Raw genomic sequence first — 21,333 nt, 5'->3', positions numbered from 1 at the left:
TATGTTTACTAATGGCATACTTCTTATTTTCATGTAAAAAAGATACTCCAGATGTTCCTGTGAAGAAAAATGAAAAATGGAGGACCGAAGCTAAAACAGATAGTACGGGGAACCAATACTATGTGGTAAATACGTTGGACAATACATTAGAGATTAGGGTCGATAATAAGGATGGGAAGACCATTTTTTCAGAAGTTTGCCCGACAATTGATTCTACTGAAATACCTAAGGACATGCGTAATTTGATTGTTGATTTGGTTGCTCCAAACAGGTTTATTAACAGAGATCAAGCCACCTTATCATTGGAAATAGTGCTTGATGATCTAGAGACTAGGAACAAATACATCCAGCTTTTGGCGAATATTGATCTTGACAGCAAAAAGTTTTATACCAAAAAGTATAAGGTAGAAGAGCCTCTGGATTGGGCTTATGTAACTTTTCCTTATTCTTTGGTTCAGTGGTATGGTAATTCGTTGTTGGTCCGGGAGGGCACGGATAAAGACCTCAATAGAGGCGGGGGATATATGGGGTTGGGACAGCGCGGTACGCAGTTGGTCTGTTATGAGCGAGATTTTTCCATTCGTTATACCAAGGATATTGATGCTTCTGATGCTTACTATCCTTCTGGTAATTTATGGAATATCCCGATTAACAACTATGAATATATGTTGTTCTTAAATGACGGCTACGTGGGTCGGATGCAAATAGTCACCAGTATAGAGGACAAATGGGCAGGAAAGCAGGTTGTGATCTGGCGAGATAACCTAAAGGAGACAAATAATATTCCGGCAGATTATTCTGTGAAAATTACCGATTACAATATTCAGAATAATGTGGTAAGTGCTGGTTATAATATCTATGATGAAAAGGGGCAGTTAAAAGAGAAGAGAAACCGAAAATGGGCAATAAGTAACGGAATGCCACTTGGTAGTTAATCTCCAAATAAATAGAATTCTAGGTTGGTAATAAAGATCTAAATTAATCAATAACACTTTTTTAAACCAATAAGCATCATGTTTCCTGGATGCCAGGGAGACCTATGCCTATAAAATCTTAAAAATATGAAAAGTAGAACAAATTATTTTTTGCAAAGGATCATTAAGGGTGTCCCTTTGTTATTGATGCTATTCTTAGGGGCTAGTTGTTCGAAACTGGAATCCGACTTTGACAGTGGAAACGGTAGACAAGCTTTGGATCATTTAAGATTACCGAAGATCCAAGATTTTACGGTCAGTTCAAAATCTAATCCGGAAAATAATGTGTCTGGCAAAAGATCAGCAGGAGGGAAAAGAGCAGACTTGACTACTCCTCCTGATGAAGATAATCCCTTTAAGCCAAAAGCAGGTTCAGGTGGTTATAAAGATGGTCCCGGGATCATTGTTAATGGCAGTAATGCTCCAACGTCTGATCCAAATAAACTATATTTCTATCAGAAATATAAATCCCAGATGTTCACTATTACAGATCAATCAATGGGACTCAATATTTATCCCGGCGCAATATTAAAGGGCCAGAGCATAGAAGGTGTTTTTTCGCCTCAAATGTTGACAGGTATTTCCAATAATATCCGACCGATTACCATATCTACTTCCATGCCGGTCTCTGGATCAGCGGTTGCTCGAACCAGTCTTCCCCGTCCGACTTCTCAAGCTGCATTATACAATGCCGCTCTGACGGATTTGGAAAATACAAATCCTGGTGAAGTAGGCGCTGCTTCTTTGATAGTGGAGATGGATACTTTTCGTGTATATGAGGAATTGAAAACGATTTATGGATTCAATAAAGGGTTAGATGCATTTTTGATTAACACCAATACCACTCAGCAGGGAGAGAATCACTTGATCGCTTCCACATCGGCGATTAAGATTAAATTTTTCCAGCACAATTTTACAATTGATATGGACGTTCCTCAAAATACTACGCAATTATTTGATCCTACAGGTCTGGATATGCAGGCTATAACTGGTGGGGTAACTCCTGTCTATGTAAAAAGCGTGACCTACGGTCGCATGGGTATTATGGTAATAGAATCTAACTATAGTTCGACTAAATTGTATAATGCTGTTTATAAGCAACTCGGAATATTGAAAAATCTGATTGGTATCGGTACCGCATTAACTAATGAAGAGAAAGATATTATAAATTCCGCAACGATAAAAGTTAAATATACAGGGATTGGCACAGATACTTCACCTGCAGTTGCAGTTGCTGGCCTGAATGGTTTTATTCAAGTATTGAGCGCTAATACTACGTATTCCAAGGCAAGTCCGGGAGTTCCTATTGCCTTTCAACTAGCCTACCTGAACAGTGGGAACGGTCTGGTAGAAGCACCTTTCCAGATTAACTATGGCCCTTTTGACAAACCTTATGTCCGTATTGAGTACAAGAACAGCCAGTGGGAGGCGAATTCATCTTCAAATCCAAAGTATACTAATTCTGATATTTATATGTGTTTTTATAAAAATGCGGCGGCAATAGACAAATATGATGATGTCCCAATTTTTGTGACCTACAATTATGAGAGGGATTATGGATCTAAAAGCACTTATAATTGGGTTGGGGCTTGGAGCACGGGAAAGCAGACGGATAACTTGGTTTTAAGGTATCCAACAGCAAAACAACTGATTGAGAATAAGAGGGTATTTTATTATGTACAATATGGATCAGATGCGACAATATCGAGGGACTATTGCCATTTTGATATGGTTCCAAGTGAGAATTATCGTGTTCTTCCTAAAGTTGTTGACCATTACAAGGCACAGCGGTCCGGTGAAATGTATCCCTAATTAAAACTTGGAAATCAAAATGAAGCAAACGAATCTTGGAATTTTCATTTTGTCGGTCTTCTTTCTATTGCAATCTTGTACTAAAAAGAATGATGACATTCCTCAAATATCTAAAGAGAAAAATAGGATAAGTGAAAATCTAGACTCTATTTTTCTTCTTGCGCAGGGAGTATATTTATGGAACGATCATCTTCCATCGGTTGATCGTTTCAACCCTTCGCGGTTTTATAATGAGGGGTTGAGTGAGTTTCGGTGTTATGAGAATGAAATATTTGAAATTACACAATTTGCGAAAGATGGTGGGACAGGCAACCTCTTTGAACAGAATCCATTAGATTTGAATAGACCTAAATATTCCAGTATTGTATTTAGGGAATTCCAAAATAAAGAACCTCAGTATGCTTATGATATAAGTAATACGTTTGGCCTGTCCGTGGTGGTTAAAAATAATATCCTCCGTTTATTGTATGTTGATCCAAATTCACCTGCGGGTAAAGCAGGTCTCAAGCGTGGGGCACAAATTTTATCCATAAATGGGGAAAATGTACTAACAGAAAATTCGTTTCTAGAGCAATGGAAAAAGTCACTTTCCATGTCGTTCATTAAGCTTGAAGTGACAGAGGATGGTGTTAAAAAGCGGGAAGTACGTTTAAATGCAGCTTCGTATGAGATAAATCCAGTGGTAAAGCGAAATATATTGAGAAATGGAGAAAGGAAAATCGGTTATTTTGCTTTAAATAGTTTCACCCCAATTCAAAATGCGCAGAAATATCTTACTCCAATTTTTCTTTCTTTTACACAGGAAAAAATTAATGAACTCATCATTGATCTTCGGTACAACCAAGGGGGATATCAGGTTACAGCTGATTTTATTGCGAATCTGGTTGCACCAGATAATACAGACGCAAAGATTATGTATACTGAACATTATAACAGGCAAATGCAGGATGGGACTTCAAAAATATTAGAAAATTACAAATTGTATGACGAATATAATCGGCCTGTTATCATTAATGGCAAAGAGATAAGTCTTTATGATATTGATTATAGTGTGGAAGCCAATACAACGTATTTTCATAAAGATGAAGGGTTGACGGATTTAAAAAAAGTTTACTTTATAGTGAGCAACAGAACTGCATCTGCCAGTGAGCTTCTGATCAATATTCTAAAACCGTATATGGATGTTCAGGTTATAGGTGTGTCAGAGAATAACCTTTCTGCTGTATATACTTATGGTAAGCCAGTTGGATCATTTGGAATTCCAGTGGGTCAATTTGACCTGTATTTAGGGATGTATGAACTCAAAAATGCCAATAGGGAAAGCAACTATTTCAAAGGTATCAAAGCTGATGTTGCCTTAAATGACGATACAGATACTGACTTTGGAGTACAAGATGACCCAGCTATTGCTTGGATACTAGGAATGGAAAATAAAAGAATGGAGCTAAAGGCTGGTAATAAAATAAGGCAGGATAAATATTCATTTTATTTTAATACTGATCGGTTAATTGGAAATATTAAAAATAAAAGTGAGTTAAAAATTAAGTTGAAATAGAGCCTGCATATTTTCATCCCAAAAGATTAATGGTAGCCTTACCTGTTTTTTATTCTAAAAGTAATAGAAATTGAGTTCAGTCTTTTTTCATTGAGGAAATTACATTGTTTGTATGGGTCGAAATAGAGTTGGTCGAGATAACTTTTTAGAGTTAAAATATTTCAATAATATTAGTACCAGAAAGTATTGAAGGCCAATTGTATTTTAGATTTAAAAGTAGATCCATGAGAAATAGCATTTTCCTTTTGTTAATTTTCCTGTTTTCGTGCAGCAAAGAAAATTTTGATCAAACCTATATCACTCAGTTGGAGATCCAACCTGATATTGAGTACGTCGCAGCTCATCCTCCAGCGAAACCAGACCAACCTAAGGATATACCAGCGCTAAAGGTGAGGGAGAGTAATAATGAAGAGTATCATTTAGGTTTAGACGAGATTAGTGGTTTTATTTTCGAGGAAGGAAACCGTTACAACTTAAAAGTTCAGATAATTATTTTGGCATCTCCGCCAATAGATGGAAATCCCAAAACCTACAAATTATTGAAGTTATTTCTAAAGAACAGGTAACTATAAACAAATAACATTATGAAAAGAACAAGTATTTTGTTACTAGCGAGTTTACTAGTCTTTTCTTGTAGTAAACATCCTGAAATTGACTCTAAAATCAAAAGTGAAAATTCAGAATTTGTAACCCTAAAATCAGGAATAATCGTCGAGAAAATAGGAGATGAATATATTTTTGGAGGAGATATGATTCTATCTCCAATGCAACTAAAAGCCTTGGATGAAAAGGGTAATTTAAGTGGAGAAGATGGTAAAACCAAAGATAGTCCCGATACCACCATTCATCCTGTATTTAATATTCCGGTAGCTGTCGTCGAAAAAAAAGAAGGAACGTTATCGAGAAATTTAGGAATGAATGCAGACCCATATAGACTTTGGGCTATGGTAAGATTTACTTATGGGCCAAGTATCTTAAATCACCCAAATAAAGATTATTTTATAAATAGAATAAAATTAGCACTCAATCATATTCAAGACAATACGAATGTAAGATTTTATAATGCAACAGGACAACCAACAGTTGATCCAACTGGGGGATTCGCATATCCCTATATAGAAATTAATTATGTTGGCAATCTATCTGCTAGTTCTTCGTCCCATATTGGACGACGCCTAGAAGGAGGAAAACAAGAATTAAAATTATCAGATTTTGCATTTCCAAATCCACCCTTTGATAATGACTATTCTACAATTGTACATGAGCTTTGCCATGCGATTGGTATGATGCATGAACAAAATCGTCCAGATCGAGATCAATATGTTTCTATTAAGACAAATAATCTAACAACTAAAGGCCTTGCCCAGTTCACAAAGGTGACAACCAATTATTCTTATTTCGGGGCATACGATTTCAGTTCAATTATGGGATATGATTCTTATACTTCCTCAACGGATCATGTTAACAATACATCATTACCAATGTATACTAAATTAAACGGTGATCCAATTGTATCAGGCACCTTATTAAGTAGTCTTGATAGAATTTGGCTAAATAATTAGCACAGGGTAGTTTGCGTATGCGAATTTATCAAGAAATAGAGACAAGTAATTTTAATTGGAATATCGCTGGAAATATGTTTGGTGAAAATCCAAATATTCTCTCAGAATTGGATTTTAAGAACCTATTAAGCACAGGAACAGGAATTGAGCTTTCTTATAAACCATACAAATTCTTTGAATTGTCAGCTTCTTATACATTTTTAAGGACCTTATCTGGCAGAGGAACAGATGTTGATTATCAAGAGGATAACCGAGCAGGACAGACTAGTTCATTATACTTTGGTAGTGAAAATGGTAGACACAGTCAAATGAATTTAAGTGTTCTATATCTACCTTTTAAAGGCACGAAATTCAATCTCGGAGCCGGCATAAATGTATTTGCATACCGTAGAAAGTTTGATATGCATTCAACGGAAGATAGTGATTTAACATCTTATTACAAATATCGGGCGGATGGTTTTGGTCTAAAGATTAAAAAGGATTACAAGATTTCACCTATCTTTTCTTTGCAAGGTGATTTTATATTGAACAGGGTTTATTACAATTCTTATGGGAACTGGAACCTCATCAATAATTTTGAACATCCCAAAAGTTTTACCCATTTATCAAATGGCTTTAATATTGGTTACTCGTTATGAATTTCCACGAAAATCAAAAACCAGTTAAGCATTTTCCTCATTTATAATTATCTAACAGAACAAACGTCGAATGGTGTCGATACCTTATTTCTTAAAAATGGAAGCCGCCCGACAATCAGATTGAACCAAACCCATCTAAGTATTCATGGTTTGAGACTCGGAATTATTCTTCCTATATTTTTCAATTAAATTTGAACAACTCCATCATTTATAAAAAAAGAAACCCTTATAGAAAATACGGGTTTCTTTTTATCTTTTGTATTTGACATATACCACAGGATCACTCTTTTCATTCCGAATAATCATTTCGGTGTTATTTAGAATTTCACAATTCAAGGAAACATAAGAGTTTTCCTGTCCATTATCATCTGGTATTTTTAAGAATAGTGAATCTTTCTTTTTAATAAACCCTTTGTACATTGATGGTTTAAATGGAATTAAATCAAGGATAAAAGATTATTTACCGTTATGTATTTTTAATTAGTTTAGGTAGAGGGTATTGCAATATTTTGGGGTGATATGACGTAGCATAAAGTATTGCTTGAACGTTTTTATTACAAGAAAGTTTGTAATAATTTTTATAACTTAACTGTAATTTTGTTGCTAATTGTTGAAAAGTATAAACCTTTTGTAAATGAGGAGTGAGAATATTTGGGGGAAATGGTATACACATCCTATAAGGGTTATTTGTCACATCGTGTTTTGGGGATTAGTATCCTGTCTTTACTATTATACTTTCCGAAGATATGGTGGAAACTATGTTTGGGCGTTTGTAATCAAAGAGCTTATTGTTACTACCAGTCTTTTTTATTCGGCAAGTTGGTTAATTTCCAAATGGGTGTCCAAGGGACGAGCGATTCCAATTTTACTTTTTTTTATTTTCGCATATTTTTGGTGGCTGGCACTTACATATATTACATGTGAGCTATTAGAAGAAATTGTCCCTGTTGAAGATAAACGAATTTATAAGTATGTCCATTACTTCCTTGAAGATGGTTTTTTAGGAATATATAGCATAAAGAAAGTTCCTACGTTAATTCTTGACTTTCTATTTTTAATTTCTCTGCCTTTGGCTCCCAAGCTTGCTAAATTACTTGTTGAAGATGCGAACATCATGCTGGTAATGGAAAGAAATAAGGCCGAATTAGAGCTTGCTAAAGCAAATTTGGAACGAGACAATTTGAAAATGGAACTGGAAATATTAAAATCGCAAATTTCACCGCATTTTCTCTTTAATACGTTGAATAGTATTTATAGGCTGGCTGAAAAGGGTGATCCTAATACTGCTGAAACAATAGAGCAGCTTTCAAGTATGCTTCGATATATGCTCTATCAAACAGGTGATGACAAGATAATTTTAAAGAAAGAGATCCAATTCCTCCGAGATTACCTCAATCTCATTCAAATTAGATTTGGACAGGGGGTAAAACTAGAAGTTTTAATTGATGAAATCAAAGAGCCCTACAGAATAGCCCCACTAATGCTTTTACCTTTTATTGAAAATGCTATTAAACATGGTCCTGAAAGAAGCAGGAAAGACGCTTGGATTCATGTATCATTAAGTCTAAATGATGGCATATTAAAATTTGTAGTGGCCAATGGAGTGAATAGAGATAGTAAAGAACCAATAAAGGGAGGAATAGGTTTACAAAACGTGAAGAGAAGATTAGAATTGAAATATAGCAATAGTTATGTCTTGGATATAAAGGATGAATCTGCTAGTTACGCTATAATTTTAGAAATTGATATGAATAATTTAGAGAGATGATTAAATGTATTGTAATTGATGATGAAGTATTGGCGCAAGAGCTACTTGTGTCACATTTGAGGAAGATACCTCGAGTCGATATAATAGGAGTTTTTGACAATGCAATGGACGCAATGGCAACTATAAAATCGACAGCAGTCGATCTTGTTTTTTGCGATATCCAGATGCCAGATTTAGATGGAGTAACATTTCTTAAGAGCCTAAAGAATCCTCCGTTATTTGTATTTGTAACCGGGGACCCGAATTATGCCATAGAAGGGTATCAATTAAATGTATTGGATTATGTCTTGAAACCATTCGGTGTTGAAAGGCTCATTCAAACTATTGAGAAGGCTGGAGCATTTCTAGAATCTGAAAAAAGTAATCAACCGGGATTGAATTTTCTGATAATTAAGGATAGATCCAGCATTATTATCACACCTTATAATGAAGTCTTTTTTATCAAAAGCGATAAAGATTATGTCCATATAGAAACTTTTGAAAAAAAATATAGTCTTTGGAAGAAGCTTAGTGATATGGAAGAAGCTTTGTCGAATGCGAAACAGTTTATCCGTGTACACAAATCCTATATAGTTAACTTGGATTTTGCAAAAAAAGTGCAAGGAAATATAATAAAAATGAAAGGAGATCTAGAAGACATTCCTATAGGAGGACAGTATCGAGCTGAACTTTACAAAAGATTAGGACTGTCTAATGTTTAATCAGATGAATTAAAGAAAGTATTTTTCTTTTGCTGGCTATAAAGGTACTTTGTTAAGAAATGGTATATTACCATTTCCTGCTCTCTTTGATGTGTGTAAAATATCCGGTTTAAAAGCATATGAATTAAAGAAGAAATAATCGCATTTGGTTTTATTTGGAAGTCGATGTTATTTTGGCAGAGTTTTGCAAAAAAGTACATTTCAACCTCATATTTTCTTAATAGTATTTGAGCTCTAGGATTAATAGAATCCATATTTTCCATGAAATGATTTATTTCTTTAATTTCAGATCTGAATTTCTGATCCATAATGTATTTTGCATTAGGATGATGTTTGAATTCTTGAAGAAAATCGTTGCGAAGTTGTTCAAGTAGATTGATTTTTTGTTCATTTTCAAAGCCAAAAGTTTTTAAGAAGATACTTATAATAAGTAAAGCGAACTTCCAGCGCAGTGCTTCGCCTTCTTGTTTTATTAATACAAGTAATTCAAGGATGACATCACTTTCTAAACAGAAAATTGATTCACAAATCTCCATATTATGGGGGCCATATCGTTCAAGTTCCCTTTCGTAAGTATCGAAAATTATCCGAGTTACTATTCTGTGGTCTATTAACGGGGTAAAAATATCCTGGATAAATCTGGTTACAAGATAAAACGACGTGTTTAAATTACCTTTAAGTTTTAATCTTATTCGTAAATGGGGATCGGGATCATAAAATCTTATAAAAAACCATTTTTCGATAAGATCACTGGATTTCAGGCTTGTTATTAGCTTATTTATTTGATTTCTTAAAATACTATCGCCCGGCTTTTCTCCGCAATAAACTTTTAAATAAAGCCACTCGCTCCCTGGAGTAAAAGATCTAATAACATCTTCATTAGAATTATATGATAGTTCTTTTGAATATATTTTAGGCCTCCCTAAAAAAGGGATTAAAACTTCATTATTTACCTTTTCACCATTTTTATTAATGAAGACACTATCAAAGTTGTCATATAGATCTTCAGATAGTTTAATATCTTTTTTATTTAATTCTTTTAGGAGGATATCTTTACTGAGTTCATGATGAAGATCCAAGTACATTTCATTATCGCCTTGAATCAATATTACTTTCCTAGGAAGTTGAAATTTTGATAAAAGAAAATGTATTTTCTCATCATTATTTTTGAAAGTATGATTTCTGAATATGCTTGAACTTATGTTCCATTGGGCTCTGGATAATACGAGATGCTTGTAGACAACCCTTGGCAGAAATGGTTTCTTGATTGACTCTCCCCAATCCCAAGATATATTTATTGGATTGTCCTGCAATTGTAGATCGCATAGAAATCTATAAACTGACATTCCATAATGAAAATTATGGGCACTACTAAGTCTTGGTAACACTCTTTTGTTAAGTCTTTTTAACCTAAGAAAGACAGTATTTCTATGTACTTTTACGACAAGATCGCTTAGTAAAATAGTATGCTCATTATCTTTAGAAGATTGGCCGATAATTGGGATTTCATAACTAAATAGACTAGGTCGCCTTAGTATATTTCCAGACTTGCAATTTGGCGAAAATATTATTTCTGCTAGTATAGCACCATTTGCATTGTTTTGTTCAGCAATAGCCAGTTCCTCAAGTTTGGATTTTAATTCATTATTTAAATATGAAAACCTGGTTAAAAGGGGTAGGGCCGATACTCCTCCGCATGTAGTAAGATGAAACCTAAGGCTTTGTTTCCCAGAATCTGTTTCTTTAGTTTTTAGGAGATTTCCAAACACATAAAATCCTAATGGAATAGTCTCTTCAAATTTGACTTTTAAGCTATTTATACTTATGTCTTCATTTTTTAGTTCAATGACCTTTTGTTCTGATATATTGTCAATTAGATATTTATCAATCAAATCTTCTTGGAAAGTTTTACTACGTGGAGCGGTTTCTTTACCTTCATAATTTCCCAGATCCAATAATAGGGGATAATCATTGGAAATAAATTTTGTTGTTATTCCATACCCAATTCCATTTTCGGGATCAAGTGCTTCCAATAATGGTATTTCTTGATCCCCATATCTTGAAGCGAACTTCTTACAAAAATCTTTAAGATCCTTCGGTATCTGTGCCCTATTTAATGCTCTTAATTCAAATATTTCTTTAGTTAAAAGATCTATATCTTTTTTATTCAGAATCTGCTTTTCTAAGGTTCTTGTGGTATCTACTTGGAATATATTCTTAGAATTATCATATAGCGCTTCAATAAAAATATTGCTGTTGAAATCATCGTAGGGACAAGTTGATTCCTCGTTGACCATTTTCAATTTATTACTGATCTCTATAAGTTTATATTCTAATTCTGAATTTTTGGAAAGTTTAACTGCCTGATTCAGTAAATAATCATCGTCTTTGGTTGTGATTGGATGCGTTTCTGAAATTAGTATTTTTGAATTTATCAATTCACAAATAAATTTGCGGCACTTCTCTTCTGATATTCCCATTTCAAGCAAATACGCTAAAATATCTTTAAAATTTTTGCCATTTTCAGCATATAGTAGAATGAATTTAATCAAAGAATTAGAATTGATCTTCGACCAATTGTAATTTGTATTGACTTGGCCATAAATATTTTCTATGTATGTGAATGAATCACCATTATTTATTATTGTGGTGTTCGGATAAAATTTAATATTTTCTAGTATCTCTAAATTTTCTAGAAGCTCTTGGTTTATTTTTACCTGAGTAACCAAATCTAAACGATATTTAGATACAAAATTATCACCTAAAATAAGATCCGTCTGATTATTAGAAATCTCTCCGATTGAAATCGAAGAGAATTTGCCGAATGGAGTGGGCCTATTAGCCATTCTACTAATATATTTGTAAAGAGCCGGAAGAAGTTTTCTTGTTTTATCGCCAAATGGCTCATTTAACAAATCATTTAACTGATTTGCAAGATCATAACTTGCAATTGTAATTGCATCAAATACCTGTGGATCTGCGAGCAATTCAGTTGCAAACTGCCAAAATGATTCAGCTGTATGACAATTGTTGATTAAATCCCATGTAACATTTGAAAACCTTGGATTTCGGACAATGAAAAAGTCGGCTGGTTTGACTTCTTTGAACATTAACTGGATTTTATTTTTTGCACAACCTTGTCAACACACATAGTGAAATTTTTGAAGGATATAGGTTTCAAAAGTTCATATATTTTACCTGGGGGAAGTTCTCCTTTGAAATGGCTGATTGGTATTGCAGAGATAACAATAAAGGAAGAACTCTTAGGGAATTTTGAGAAATTAAAATCATTTTGATCTCCATGTGGGATTATTAGATCTAGGAAAATGATAGATGGAGAAGAGGACTCTAAAAGACATTCTATTTCTGATAATTGTATTGCAGTTCCCATTAATGTAAGATCATCTCTACGACTAATATAATCTTCCATCATTTCGATACCCAACGCTTCATCTTCTATAAGGATGCATGTTAGACAATTCTCCATCTTTAAACTCTATTAGCACTAACTTAAATTACAAGAACATGGTTGTAAATACTGTTACCGTTGGTAAACCATCATCTGAATCCAATCCTTTATTTGCCGATTGAAAATAATCTGCACTTCCAATTATTTCTTTGTCAATTATTAGTAATTGCTCTATTTCTTTTGGGCTTAATTTTTCCATTTTTTTGTGTTTTGTTTAATAATATTTTCACCTAAACTCGCTTTACTTTTTCCTTTTGAAAAATATTCTCGACAAACTCGAATTTGACCAATATGAACTATCATTTTTGCCCTATTTATTTGTTTTATATGCTTGTAAGCGTGTTTTTTATATTTTTTTTGTTTGTCGAGTTATTTGGCTATTTGGGATGGGTGGAAGCTGAGTTGGACGAGAATAATTGGTGGGTTGAACATTAAGTGCTATAATAATCGGCTATAGAATATGATCTAATTATTCTATTAAAATAAAACCTTACATCCATCTTCCTATGGATTGTAAAAACCGAAAAGATGGATTTTTTGAAATGGTATGGCACTAATTAAAAGGGGTGGGTTTAATAGGGGTAAAATATGTTGATTTCTAGATATGAAGTTGACATATTTCTGTATTTATAGACCTAGAGGCAAGCTATGTATTAACGTTTGTTTTAATGAGATCAGCCTTCAATAGTGGCAAATCTTAATTTTATTATTGGAAACCTCCATAAAAGCGTTAACCCATTAAAATTTGGAAGGTTAATCTTAAATCGAATACTCAGTTATATCAGACTAACAAATTCTAAACCTATGCAATTTGCTAAAGAAATTATATATTCCGATTAGTCCACAAGTGAATGGTTATTTAAAATTGAAGAAGTGTTTTGTCCTCTAGAATATTCTGATCATAAAAATATGATAGTCATTCAAACTGAATTTTTGGAATTGCTTAAAACGAAGATGATCTATTTTCTTTCAAGTTTTACTGAAATTATTGGAACCACAACAAAAAGGGCAAAAACTGCGATGTCACAGCTTATATTGACCATATTCCTATTTAATCACCATATCAAAGATTAAAATAGGAATTGAGAAGAGCCTTCAAGTTCGCAATTTGTATCTTCAAATATTATCAATAATAGAGTCTCTTTTAGATGATTGTGAAAAACTAAATGAAAAGTTATTACGTGAATTGTCATTAACGAGATATGCCTCATTTGTTGGAAAGCGGATATTTAAGAATAACGTCGAGATAGTAAGATCGAGACTAAAAAACACATCATTAGATGAAAAGAGATTAAAAAAGGAGAACTAAAATACGGATATATGATATTAGGTAAGCTTTTAAATATTGAACTCTTAGTTTCTGAAAGCGTTGAAGACCTTTTAATCACCTATGATTTTAATTCACCCGAATTTTTCAATTACTATGCTAAACGCTGCAGTGATCTATTGCTCCAAAACTCAAGTTTACATTTTCAGACAGAGTTACTGATCGCTATGGAGGACCATTTGAATGAAATTCCAAAGTCGAGTAGCTGGCGATTTAAATTGGATGATGAATCAATAAGGGAACAATTAAAGATCTTTTATCGAGAGAAAAAGGACAATATCAAACAACGGAAAGAATTAAGAAGGTCGGAAATCGAAGATTCCAAACTTTGGGAAGAAAATGAGAAGGCTCAAATAAATCTTCCTGTCCCTCAAATTGGGTTTCTAATTCGTCTATTTATGGAGCAGGGTCTAATTCCCAAGGAGGATATCGGAAAAACATTCAGTTACTATGCTAAACATTTCAGAACTCCTAATACAAGTTTTATCTCCGCCGATAGTTTGCAGAAGAAATCATTAGACGTTGAATTCTCTACAGCAAGAAAAATGAAAGGATACTTAATTGGAATGGTAAACTGGATTAATGAACATTATAATACCTCAAATTATAATAAATTATAATTGTTTTCTCACAAACTGTTCCATTAAACCCTGATTCTCCAAAAATTGTAGTAATTCAAAATACCAATGGTAATTGAAATTTTCGTTTTTACGTAAAAGTGGAAGATTGACATTCAACATAAGTAACATTCCAATAAAGGATAAAGGAATCTTGGGGTTTTCCATAGGGATTCCTATTAATCCTTTTGGAAGAAATTAAAGAAAGTTAAATAACGAGGAGTATTCCATCGTTATTTAACTTTATAAATATGGATTCTTTGGTATTTCAATTAATTTGTATCCATCCTTTTTTAAAGATTCCCGTAATTCGACTACAGGAAGGGTTTTAAATATTATTATGCTTAAAGACTGACTTGGTACAATGCCAAAATTTGATAAAAAATCCCTAAGACCTTTTTTGAAGAGAATTTTTCTAAACTTCATCTCTGATTTTTCAGCTGGAATTTTTTCACTTCCTGGAAACCAGAAGTTTGGATTGAAATTTTTGATCGCTACCAATGGTAAGTTTATACCAGCTGCAAACTTTTCCATTTCCCTTTCAGAAACCTTATATACAAAGTTGCCAACTGCTTCATAAGAAAAGCGGTTTTTCCATATCTTATTTACTAAGCCATATTTTACCTTCTCTAAAACATTGTTCATAAATAACAAGAAAGGCATTTTCATGATCGGATCTTGCGGTTCGATAATTACAATCCCCTTTTTTGCTACTCGGATCATTTCATAAAGAGCGGCATAAGGCCGTGGAAAATGATGATAGGTTTCTTTACATAGGATATAATCTATGCTATTATTTTCGAACGAGAGATTTTCTGCATTTTCAGCGGAGTATTGCTCAACAATGCCAACCTCTTTAGAGACGGCAAGAAATTCATCACTTATATCGGAGGCAATTACGTTTTGGACGCCATTCTCGATTAAATAGTTCGCATCATGCCCGTAAGCGTCACCTACGGTCAACCAGGAAGCATTTTTATATTTTGTAATGGGTTTAACACATTCAAAAAACTGATTCTGCAACCAATGATTTATGGTTCCTTTATATGTCTTTATTCCATTTAACAAAGCTATCTTCTGTTCTTTTTCGGGAAAGAGATTTGTATACCAATTGGAATGCCTATTATAACTGTCTTCTTGAAATGATTTCACCTTCATACTAGTATTTTTCACTTTATAGACTTTTTAATGAACTACATTAACAGAATAAAATACAATTACAATTTAGACGGAGCAAAAATTCTCGACCAACTCTATTTTGACCTATACCAACACGTATATAACTTGGATATATTAAATAAAAAAGCTGGATGATTACTTGCTTTAATAAAGCTATGGCGATATTAGCTAAAAATGGAATTCATGTAGCTTGGATGCCGAATCGTTAAGGAGAAATCGAACTCTGGAAAAACGATAGGAGAGTGGCTATAAACCTCATTTTTTGCTTCATGGATAACCAAGGATTACAAAATTTTGTTAAAATTTTCGAACTATAAAAGAACATGCTTTAATAGTTTGGTTAACAGTTTTTTATGGGTATAAAAAAAGGAGACACTTTCTATTAAGTGTCTCCTAAAGTGGAGCTGGAGAGATTCGAACTCTCGTCCAGTCATGGTACTGTATACGCTTTCTACATGTTTAGCTTCTCTTTAATTGTCGAGCGAGGGAAGGTGAGTCGCTTACCTATACCGTACGCCGTAGTTGCTGTTTCTCACAAGTGCTTAGCAACATCACACTTGCCAGTTCTATTGTTCGATGCCCCGAATGTTAAACCAAAGAACAGGATCTAACGGGACAAATAGCTATGTTAAGTCTAACTTAAGCAGCTAAGGCGTAGTTTTCTTCGCCAGTTATAATTCTGAAAGTTCAGATTAAAGTGCTCTACTAACAACGCACTACATGCTTACATAACCGTCTCCATCCTGTCAATTCCGGTCAACCCCAATTATGTCTTACAAAGGTACTATTTTTTTGCTTAATCAGCAAAATACGTGCGATTCTTGTTTAATGCTTTGGTTCTGAATGGGAAACAAATGATGCTTTAATAAAATAGCTTAAGAATCGAACCTTATTTGACTGGCTGAGTGTTCTGTTACTTTTACAGGGATTTTGATAGGCAGAAAGTTCTTGATGGATTTATGTTTCCAATAAAAAAGCTGGATTTTATATCCAGCTTTCTTATTTGATCAATCCAATTATTTGATCAATCCAGCCCTTTTCAACAAAGGTTCTACCGAAGGTTCTTGTCCCCGGAAACGTTTGTAAAGAACCATTGGATGTTCGGTCCCACCTTTTGAAAGAATATTATCCTTGAATTTGGTTGCGATTTCCTTATTGAAAATACCGTTTTGTTTAAAGTAGTCAAATGCATCGGCATCCAGTACTTCGGCCCATTTATAGCTGTAATAGCCCGAAGAATAACCGCCATTGAAAATATGGGAGAAGGCCGTGCTCATGGCATTGTCCTTGACATCGGGATAGAGTTTTGTCGAGGCAAACTGCTCATCTTCGAATGCTTTCAGATCCGAGATCGCGGTTGGATCCTGTCCATGCCAGCCCATATCCAATAGACCAAAGCTCAATTGGCGCATTGTTGCCATACCCTCAAGAAATGAAGCGCTTTCGCGGATCTTTTCGACAAGTTCAATCGGGATCACTTCGCCAGTTTCATAGTGTTTGGCAAATAGCTCAAGAGCTTCTTTTTCGTAGCACCAGTTTTCCATCACCTGACTTGGTAACTCGACAAAATCCCAATATACAGAGGTTCCAGATAGTGTAGGATAAGTGCTATCAGCTAACATACCATGTAGGGCATGTCCAAATTCGTGAAATAATGTGGTCACTTCCTGAAAGGTCAACAGCGAAGGTTTTGAAGCTGTAGGACGCGTAAAATTGCAAACAATGGAGACATGCGGACGTTCTTGTTTACCCTGTTGAATGTACTGTGGCTTGAAAGATGTCATCCAGGCCCCATTTCTCTTTCCTTTACGCGGGAAGAAATCGGCATAGAAGATAGCGACTAATTCACCGTTGTCTTTACTGACCTCAAATGTTTGTACTTCTTCGTGGTAGGTATCTATTGTATCGACTTCCTTGAAGTTGATGCCAAACAAGCGATGGGCTACTTCAAATGCACCTTGTAAGACATTTTCGAGTTTGAAATAAGGTTTGAGTTTTTCATCGTCCAAATTAAAGCGTTCCTGTTTCAGCTTTTCGGCATAATAGGCGCCATCCCATTTTTCCAATTGGTCTATGCCATGCATGTTTTTTGCAAATTGGGATAATTCTGCAAATTCTTTCACTGCCGCTGGTTTCGCTTTTCCAAGTAGGTCGTTTAGGAATTCGGTGACTTTACTTGGGTTTTGCGCCATACGTTCGGCAAGGACAAAGTCTGCATGGGTGGCGTAGCCTAATAAGTTAGCCCGTTCGAAGCGCAGTTTTACAATTTTAAGGACATTGTCCACGTTGTTGTGCTCGTTATCCTGAAAAGCTTTACGGCCTGCGGCGAGGGTAATTTCTTTGCGAAGTTCCCGATTGTCGGCATAAGTGACAAAAGGAAGATAGCTCGGGAAATCCAGGGTAAAAAGCCAGCCTTCTTTTTCGTTGGCTTTAGCCAAAGCATGGGCAGCTTCTACAGCACCCTCTGGAAGTCCAGCAAGATCTTTTTCGTCTGTTACCAACAGCTGATAGGCATTGGTTTCGGCCAGGACATTCTCCCCGAATTTCAATTTTAAAAGTGATAGCTCGGCATCTATTTCGCGGAGCTTTTCTTTCTGTTCATCATTTAAAAGTGCGCCGTTGCGTACAAAATCCTTATAGGATTTTTCCAATAAGGTGGTTTGCTCTGCCGTCAATGTCAGTTGATCCTTCTGGTCGTATACAGCCTTAACCCTTTTGAAAAGATCGAAATTTAAGGTGATATCATTGCCTAAAGCAGATAGTTTTGGGGCGACATCCTGTGCGATCTTTTCGAGATCAGCGTTGGTTTCAGCGGAATGGAGATTGAAAAAGATATTGGACAAACGATCTAGTGTCTGTCCAGAGTAGGACATCGCAGCGATGGTATTGTCAAAAGTTGCCGTTTCGGGATTGTTGACGATAGCATCGACTTCATCTTTTGTCTTCTGAATAGCCTCATCAAATGCGGGAATATAATCTTCGTTTTTTATCTGTGAAAACGGAGCCGTGTCGTGCTGCGTTTTAAATTTTTCTGTTAAAATACTCATAGGAGTAAATGTAATAAATATTTATTTCAAGCGATAACATCTGCTTAAATTATGGGGCAGAGATGATATTTGACCGAATAGGCGTTTAGGCTGCGCCGAAAATTTAGGAGGAAAATTAGAACTGCATAAAAAAAGAGCTCAGAGGAGCTCTTTTTTTATATTTGGATAGGAGATTAGGCCAGTTTTCCTAATGCTTCTTTGATTCTTTTTAAAGCTTCGATCAAACTTTCGTCTGAGGCTGCATAAGACAAGCGGATGTAATTGTCGTTACCGAATGAATCTCCACCAACTGTAGCTACGTGACCAACATTCAATAAGTACAATGCCAAATCAGATGAGTTTTTAATGACATTACCATCTTGGTCTTTTTTACCAAAGAATGAAGAGATTTCTGGGAAGAAATAGAATGCGCCCTCTGGAAGATTTGTTCTTACGCCAGGGATTTCAGTCAATAGATCGTATACCAATTGGCGACGACGAGCGAAAGCTTCTTTCATTTTGTTGACAGATTCTAATCCTTGTTCATAAGCGACGATTCCCGCACGTTGAGAAATTGAACATGTACCTGAGGTTGTCTGTCCTTGTAATTTATCATTCGCGGCAGCAATGGTTTTGTTGGCAGCGATATAACCTAAACGCCATCCCGTCATTGCAAATGCTTTTGAAAAGCCATTGATGATAATTACTCTATCTTTGATGCTTTCAAATTGTGCGATGGATTCGTGTTTGTCTACAAAGTTGATATGTTCGTAGATTTCATCGGATAGGATAAATACCTGTGGATGTTTTTCGAAAACTTCAGCTAATGCAGCCAATTCATCTTTGCTGTAAACTGTTCCTGTGGGGTTGTTTGGCGAAGAGAACATAAACAATTTGGTTTTTGGTGTAATTGCCGCTTCCAATTGTGCTGGTGTAATCTTAAAGTTATTGTCGATCTCTGTATTGATAAATACCGATTTTCCTTCTGCTAAAACGACCATTTCGGAGTATGATACCCAATAGGGTGTTGGGATAATTACCTCATCACCCGGGTTGATCAACGTCAAAATTACATTAGACAGGGATTGTTTCGCACCTGTAGAAACAACAATTTGAGAGATATCATAATCTAAATTGTTTTCTGTCTTCAACTTGTTTACAATTGCCTGGCGCAACTCAGGGTATCCCGGTACCGGCGAGTAACGCGTCCAGTTTTCATCTAGGGCTTTCTTCGCTGCATCTTTTACATGCTCAGGGGTGTTGAAATCAGGTTCACCTACGCTAAGGCTAATTACATTAACGCCTTTCGCTGCTAATTCGCGGCCCAACTTGGTCATTTTAAGTGTAGCCGATTCGGACAAATTATTTATCCTGTCTGATAAGTATGATGATGTGCTCATGGTAAGACAAAGATATTATATACGTTGCAAATAATCTTCTTTATTTTTGAGAATTTATAAAGAAAAGTAGCTCTTTTATTGGGCTTTTTTAATAAAAGGGCAGTTGAAGCGATTTAGCACAGTTATTTAATTGATCCTTGATGTTGGATGTTCAAAACTAATCGTTCTGATTTGTCGTTATATCTTTACCTTTGCGCTCACAAAAATGCTGGCTAGTCCTCATTTCATCATTAGCTCATAGAAGGTTTCATATAGAAGATAAGCATCATGTCAAGACAAAGAAGATTGGTTTTACTATCGCTTTTTACGGGAATAGGTTTGATGATTGTGAAGTTTTTTGCCTACTTTTTAACGGACTCCAGTGCAATTTTTACAGATGCGGCAGAGAGTATCGTTAATGTGATTGCTTCGGGTTTTGCATTTTATAGTATTTATCTTTCGGCGCAACCTAAGGATGAGAATCATCCCTACGGGCATGGTAAAGTGGAGTTCTTTTCGGTGTTTTTGGAAGGTGGACTTATTTTTATCGCCGGCGCCATTATCTTAGCCAAGGCTTGTTACAATCTTTTCTTTCCGGCAGCGTTAACGCACCTTGAACAAGGGATTTATTTGATCGGTATTACATCTGTGATAAATTTTGCAGTAGGATTCTATATCATGAAGCGTGGACGTGCATTGGGCTCTATTACCTTGGTGGCGGACGGAAAACATCTGCAGGTAGATGCCTATAGTACGGTCGGATTGATACTGGGTTTACTATTGATGAGACTGACAGGTTTCCAATGGATCGATGTGGTCATTTCAATTGTATTGGGGCTTTTTATCCTCTTCAATGGTTATAAGCTACTTCGCCAATCGATCGGTGGATTGATGGATGAATCGGATACAGCGCTCGTACAGGATGTCGTCGAAATCTTGGAGGGCAATCGGAAAGATGAATGGATTGATGTTCATAATCTTCGTGTACAGCGCTATGGGAACGAACTCCATGTAGATTGCCATCTCACACTACCCCGTTACCTTGACCTTATCAAGGTGCATGATGAAATTTCTGCAGTGGATAAGATTGTCAATAAGGAGATGTCGGTACGGACCGAATTTTTCGTTCATGCGGATCCTTGTCTTCCACAGTGCTGCCAATATTGTCAGGTCGAAAATTGCCCAATTCGTTCGGAGCAATTTCGGGGACGAATTTCGTGGGACACAGACAATGTTACACGAAATCAGAAACATTTTTTATATGCTATTGCTGAATAGCGGATGCAGTTTCTACCGTTCTTAATAGGAATAGTGTCTAGTCTGATG

17 protein-coding genes and 1 other RNA gene are annotated in these 21,333 nt (G+C 35.3%); 11 read left to right on the top strand and 7 right to left on the bottom strand.

Annotation, left to right across the window (positions count from 1 at the left end; genetic code table 11):
• The first annotated feature begins 11 nt into the window (after positions 1 to 11).
• The 8 genes from ACLCDV_RS21565 (at position 12) to ACLCDV_RS21530 (ending at position 9,010) form a co-directional block, all read left to right on the top strand.
• The gene (locus ACLCDV_RS21565; RefSeq protein ID WP_411972216.1) at positions 12 to 935 is read left to right on the top strand and encodes a hypothetical protein; all 924 of its coding nucleotides are present in this window, start codon (positions 12 to 14) and stop codon (positions 933 to 935) included.
• Positions 936 to 1,061: 126 nt separating this feature from the next.
• Positions 1,062 to 2,786 (top strand): thiol-activated cytolysin family protein, encoded by a 1,725-nt coding sequence (locus tag ACLCDV_RS21560; RefSeq protein WP_411972215.1) that lies wholly within the window; start codon positions 1,062 to 1,064, stop codon positions 2,784 to 2,786.
• A 7-nt stretch (positions 2,787 to 2,793) separates the two neighbouring features.
• Complete coding sequence (locus ACLCDV_RS21555) at positions 2,794 to 4,341, top strand: S41 family peptidase (protein WP_411972214.1); 1,548 nt, start codon at positions 2,794 to 2,796, stop codon at positions 4,339 to 4,341.
• Between the two features lie 224 nt (positions 4,342 to 4,565).
• Entirely contained in the window at positions 4,566 to 4,907 is a 342-nt protein-coding gene (locus ACLCDV_RS21550) for a DUF4377 domain-containing protein (RefSeq protein ID WP_411972213.1), read from the top strand.
• A gap of 18 nt (positions 4,908 to 4,925) precedes the next feature.
• Positions 4,926 to 5,903, top strand: a complete 978-nt coding sequence (locus ACLCDV_RS21545; RefSeq protein ID WP_411972212.1) for a M12 family metallopeptidase — start codon at positions 4,926 to 4,928, stop codon at positions 5,901 to 5,903.
• 17 nt (positions 5,904 to 5,920) lie between these two features.
• Positions 5,921 to 6,541: a hypothetical protein gene (locus ACLCDV_RS21540; RefSeq protein WP_411972211.1), complete on the top strand. Its 621-nt coding sequence runs from the start codon at positions 5,921 to 5,923 to the stop codon at positions 6,539 to 6,541.
• 634 nt (positions 6,542 to 7,175) lie between these two features.
• Positions 7,176 to 8,309, top strand: coding sequence for a sensor histidine kinase (locus ACLCDV_RS21535; protein ID WP_411972210.1), 1,134 nt, complete (start codon positions 7,176 to 7,178; stop codon positions 8,307 to 8,309).
• Entirely contained in the window at positions 8,306 to 9,010 is a 705-nt protein-coding gene (locus tag ACLCDV_RS21530; RefSeq protein WP_411972209.1) for a LytR/AlgR family response regulator transcription factor, read from the top strand. The genes ACLCDV_RS21535 and ACLCDV_RS21530 overlap by 4 nt, the downstream gene beginning before the upstream one ends.
• On the opposite strand, the gene ACLCDV_RS21525 is transcribed toward ACLCDV_RS21530, so the two are convergent.
• The 3 genes from ACLCDV_RS21525 to ACLCDV_RS21515 are packed head-to-tail and all read right to left on the bottom strand — an operon-like array spanning position 9,007 to position 12,678.
• Positions 9,007 to 12,120: a lantibiotic dehydratase gene (locus tag ACLCDV_RS21525; protein ID WP_411972208.1), complete on the bottom strand. Its 3,114-nt coding sequence runs from the start codon at positions 12,118 to 12,120 to the stop codon at positions 9,007 to 9,009. The genes ACLCDV_RS21530 and ACLCDV_RS21525 overlap by 4 nt on opposite strands.
• The gene (locus tag ACLCDV_RS21520) at positions 12,120 to 12,497 is read right to left on the bottom strand and encodes a hypothetical protein (protein WP_411972207.1); all 378 of its coding nucleotides are present in this window, start codon (positions 12,495 to 12,497) and stop codon (positions 12,120 to 12,122) included. The genes ACLCDV_RS21525 and ACLCDV_RS21520 overlap by 1 nt, the downstream gene beginning before the upstream one ends.
• Positions 12,498 to 12,525: 28 nt before the next feature.
• On the bottom strand, positions 12,526 to 12,678 hold the full coding sequence (locus ACLCDV_RS21515) for a hypothetical protein (protein WP_411972206.1): 153 nt from the start codon (positions 12,676 to 12,678) through the stop codon (positions 12,526 to 12,528).
• A gap of 710 nt (positions 12,679 to 13,388) precedes the next feature.
• Here ACLCDV_RS21515 and ACLCDV_RS21510 point away from each other — a divergent pair.
• Both ACLCDV_RS21510 and ACLCDV_RS21505 read left to right on the top strand, forming a co-directional pair.
• The gene (locus tag ACLCDV_RS21510; protein ID WP_411972205.1) at positions 13,389 to 13,553 is read left to right on the top strand and encodes a hypothetical protein; all 165 of its coding nucleotides are present in this window, start codon (positions 13,389 to 13,391) and stop codon (positions 13,551 to 13,553) included.
• Positions 13,554 to 13,799: 246 nt separating this feature from the next.
• Positions 13,800 to 14,426, top strand: coding sequence for a hypothetical protein (locus ACLCDV_RS21505; protein ID WP_411972204.1), 627 nt, complete (start codon positions 13,800 to 13,802; stop codon positions 14,424 to 14,426).
• A 240-nt stretch (positions 14,427 to 14,666) separates the two neighbouring features.
• Here the strand turns inward: ACLCDV_RS21505 and ACLCDV_RS21500 are convergent, their stop codons facing one another.
• The 4 genes from ACLCDV_RS21500 to ACLCDV_RS21485 all read right to left on the bottom strand — a co-directional run bounded on the left by ACLCDV_RS21500 (position 14,667) and on the right by ACLCDV_RS21485 (position 20,028).
• Entirely contained in the window at positions 14,667 to 15,596 is a 930-nt protein-coding gene (locus ACLCDV_RS21500; protein ID WP_317669678.1) for a class I SAM-dependent methyltransferase, read from the bottom strand.
• Between the two features lie 402 nt (positions 15,597 to 15,998).
• Positions 15,999 to 16,366, bottom strand: a transfer-messenger RNA (tmRNA) gene (gene ssrA, locus ACLCDV_RS21495).
• Positions 16,367 to 16,618: 252 nt separating this feature from the next.
• On the bottom strand, positions 16,619 to 18,649 hold the full coding sequence (locus ACLCDV_RS21490) for a M3 family metallopeptidase (protein ID WP_411972203.1): 2,031 nt from the start codon (positions 18,647 to 18,649) through the stop codon (positions 16,619 to 16,621).
• A 173-nt stretch (positions 18,650 to 18,822) separates the two neighbouring features.
• Complete coding sequence (locus tag ACLCDV_RS21485; RefSeq protein WP_232475608.1) at positions 18,823 to 20,028, bottom strand: pyridoxal phosphate-dependent aminotransferase; 1,206 nt, start codon at positions 20,026 to 20,028, stop codon at positions 18,823 to 18,825.
• Positions 20,029 to 20,295: 267 nt separating this feature from the next.
• Here ACLCDV_RS21485 and ACLCDV_RS21480 point away from each other — a divergent pair, with 267 nt between their 5' ends.
• Positions 20,296 to 21,285 (top strand): cation diffusion facilitator family transporter, encoded by a 990-nt coding sequence (locus ACLCDV_RS21480; RefSeq protein WP_411972202.1) that lies wholly within the window; start codon positions 20,296 to 20,298, stop codon positions 21,283 to 21,285.
• The last annotated feature ends 48 nt before the right edge of the window (positions 21,286 to 21,333 follow it).

It is taken from the genome of Sphingobacterium sp. Lzh-3, assembly GCF_046764375.1.
GTDB lineage: Bacteria > Bacteroidota > Bacteroidia > Sphingobacteriales > Sphingobacteriaceae > Sphingobacterium.
The sequence above is the reverse complement of the archived record's forward strand: the minus strand, read 5'-3'. Positions and strand labels throughout refer to the sequence as shown.

Excerpts from the sequence above, each read along its gene's own strand:
- ACLCDV_RS21565 (WP_411972216.1), top strand. The coding sequence starts at position 12 with ATGGCATACTTCTTATTTTCATGTAAAAAAGATACTCCAGATGTTCCT.
- ACLCDV_RS21560 (WP_411972215.1), top strand. The coding sequence starts at position 1,062 with ATGAAAAGTAGAACAAATTATTTTTTGCAAAGGATCATTAAGGGTGTC.
- ACLCDV_RS21550 (WP_411972213.1), top strand. The coding sequence starts at position 4,566 with ATGAGAAATAGCATTTTCCTTTTGTTAATTTTCCTGTTTTCGTGCAGC.
- ACLCDV_RS21545 (WP_411972212.1), top strand. The coding sequence starts at position 4,926 with ATGAAAAGAACAAGTATTTTGTTACTAGCGAGTTTACTAGTCTTTTCT.
- ACLCDV_RS21540 (WP_411972211.1), top strand. The coding sequence starts at position 5,921 with ATGCGAATTTATCAAGAAATAGAGACAAGTAATTTTAATTGGAATATC.
- ACLCDV_RS21535 (WP_411972210.1), top strand. The coding sequence starts at position 7,176 with ATGAGGAGTGAGAATATTTGGGGGAAATGGTATACACATCCTATAAGG.
- ACLCDV_RS21530 (WP_411972209.1), top strand. The coding sequence starts at position 8,306 with ATGATTAAATGTATTGTAATTGATGATGAAGTATTGGCGCAAGAGCTA.
- ACLCDV_RS21525 (WP_411972208.1), bottom strand. The coding sequence starts at position 12,120 with ATGTTCAAAGAAGTCAAACCAGCCGACTTTTTCATTGTCCGAAATCCA.
- ACLCDV_RS21520 (WP_411972207.1), bottom strand. The coding sequence starts at position 12,497 with ATGGAGAATTGTCTAACATGCATCCTTATAGAAGATGAAGCGTTGGGT.
- ACLCDV_RS21515 (WP_411972206.1), bottom strand. The coding sequence starts at position 12,678 with ATGGAAAAATTAAGCCCAAAAGAAATAGAGCAATTACTAATAATTGAC.
- ACLCDV_RS21510 (WP_411972205.1), top strand. The coding sequence starts at position 13,389 with ATGATAGTCATTCAAACTGAATTTTTGGAATTGCTTAAAACGAAGATG.
- ACLCDV_RS21505 (WP_411972204.1), top strand. The coding sequence starts at position 13,800 with ATGATATTAGGTAAGCTTTTAAATATTGAACTCTTAGTTTCTGAAAGC.
- ACLCDV_RS21490 (WP_411972203.1), bottom strand. The coding sequence starts at position 18,649 with ATGAGTATTTTAACAGAAAAATTTAAAACGCAGCACGACACGGCTCCG.
- ACLCDV_RS21485 (WP_232475608.1), bottom strand. The coding sequence starts at position 20,028 with ATGAGCACATCATCATACTTATCAGACAGGATAAATAATTTGTCCGAA.
- ACLCDV_RS21480 (WP_411972202.1), top strand. The coding sequence starts at position 20,296 with ATGTCAAGACAAAGAAGATTGGTTTTACTATCGCTTTTTACGGGAATA.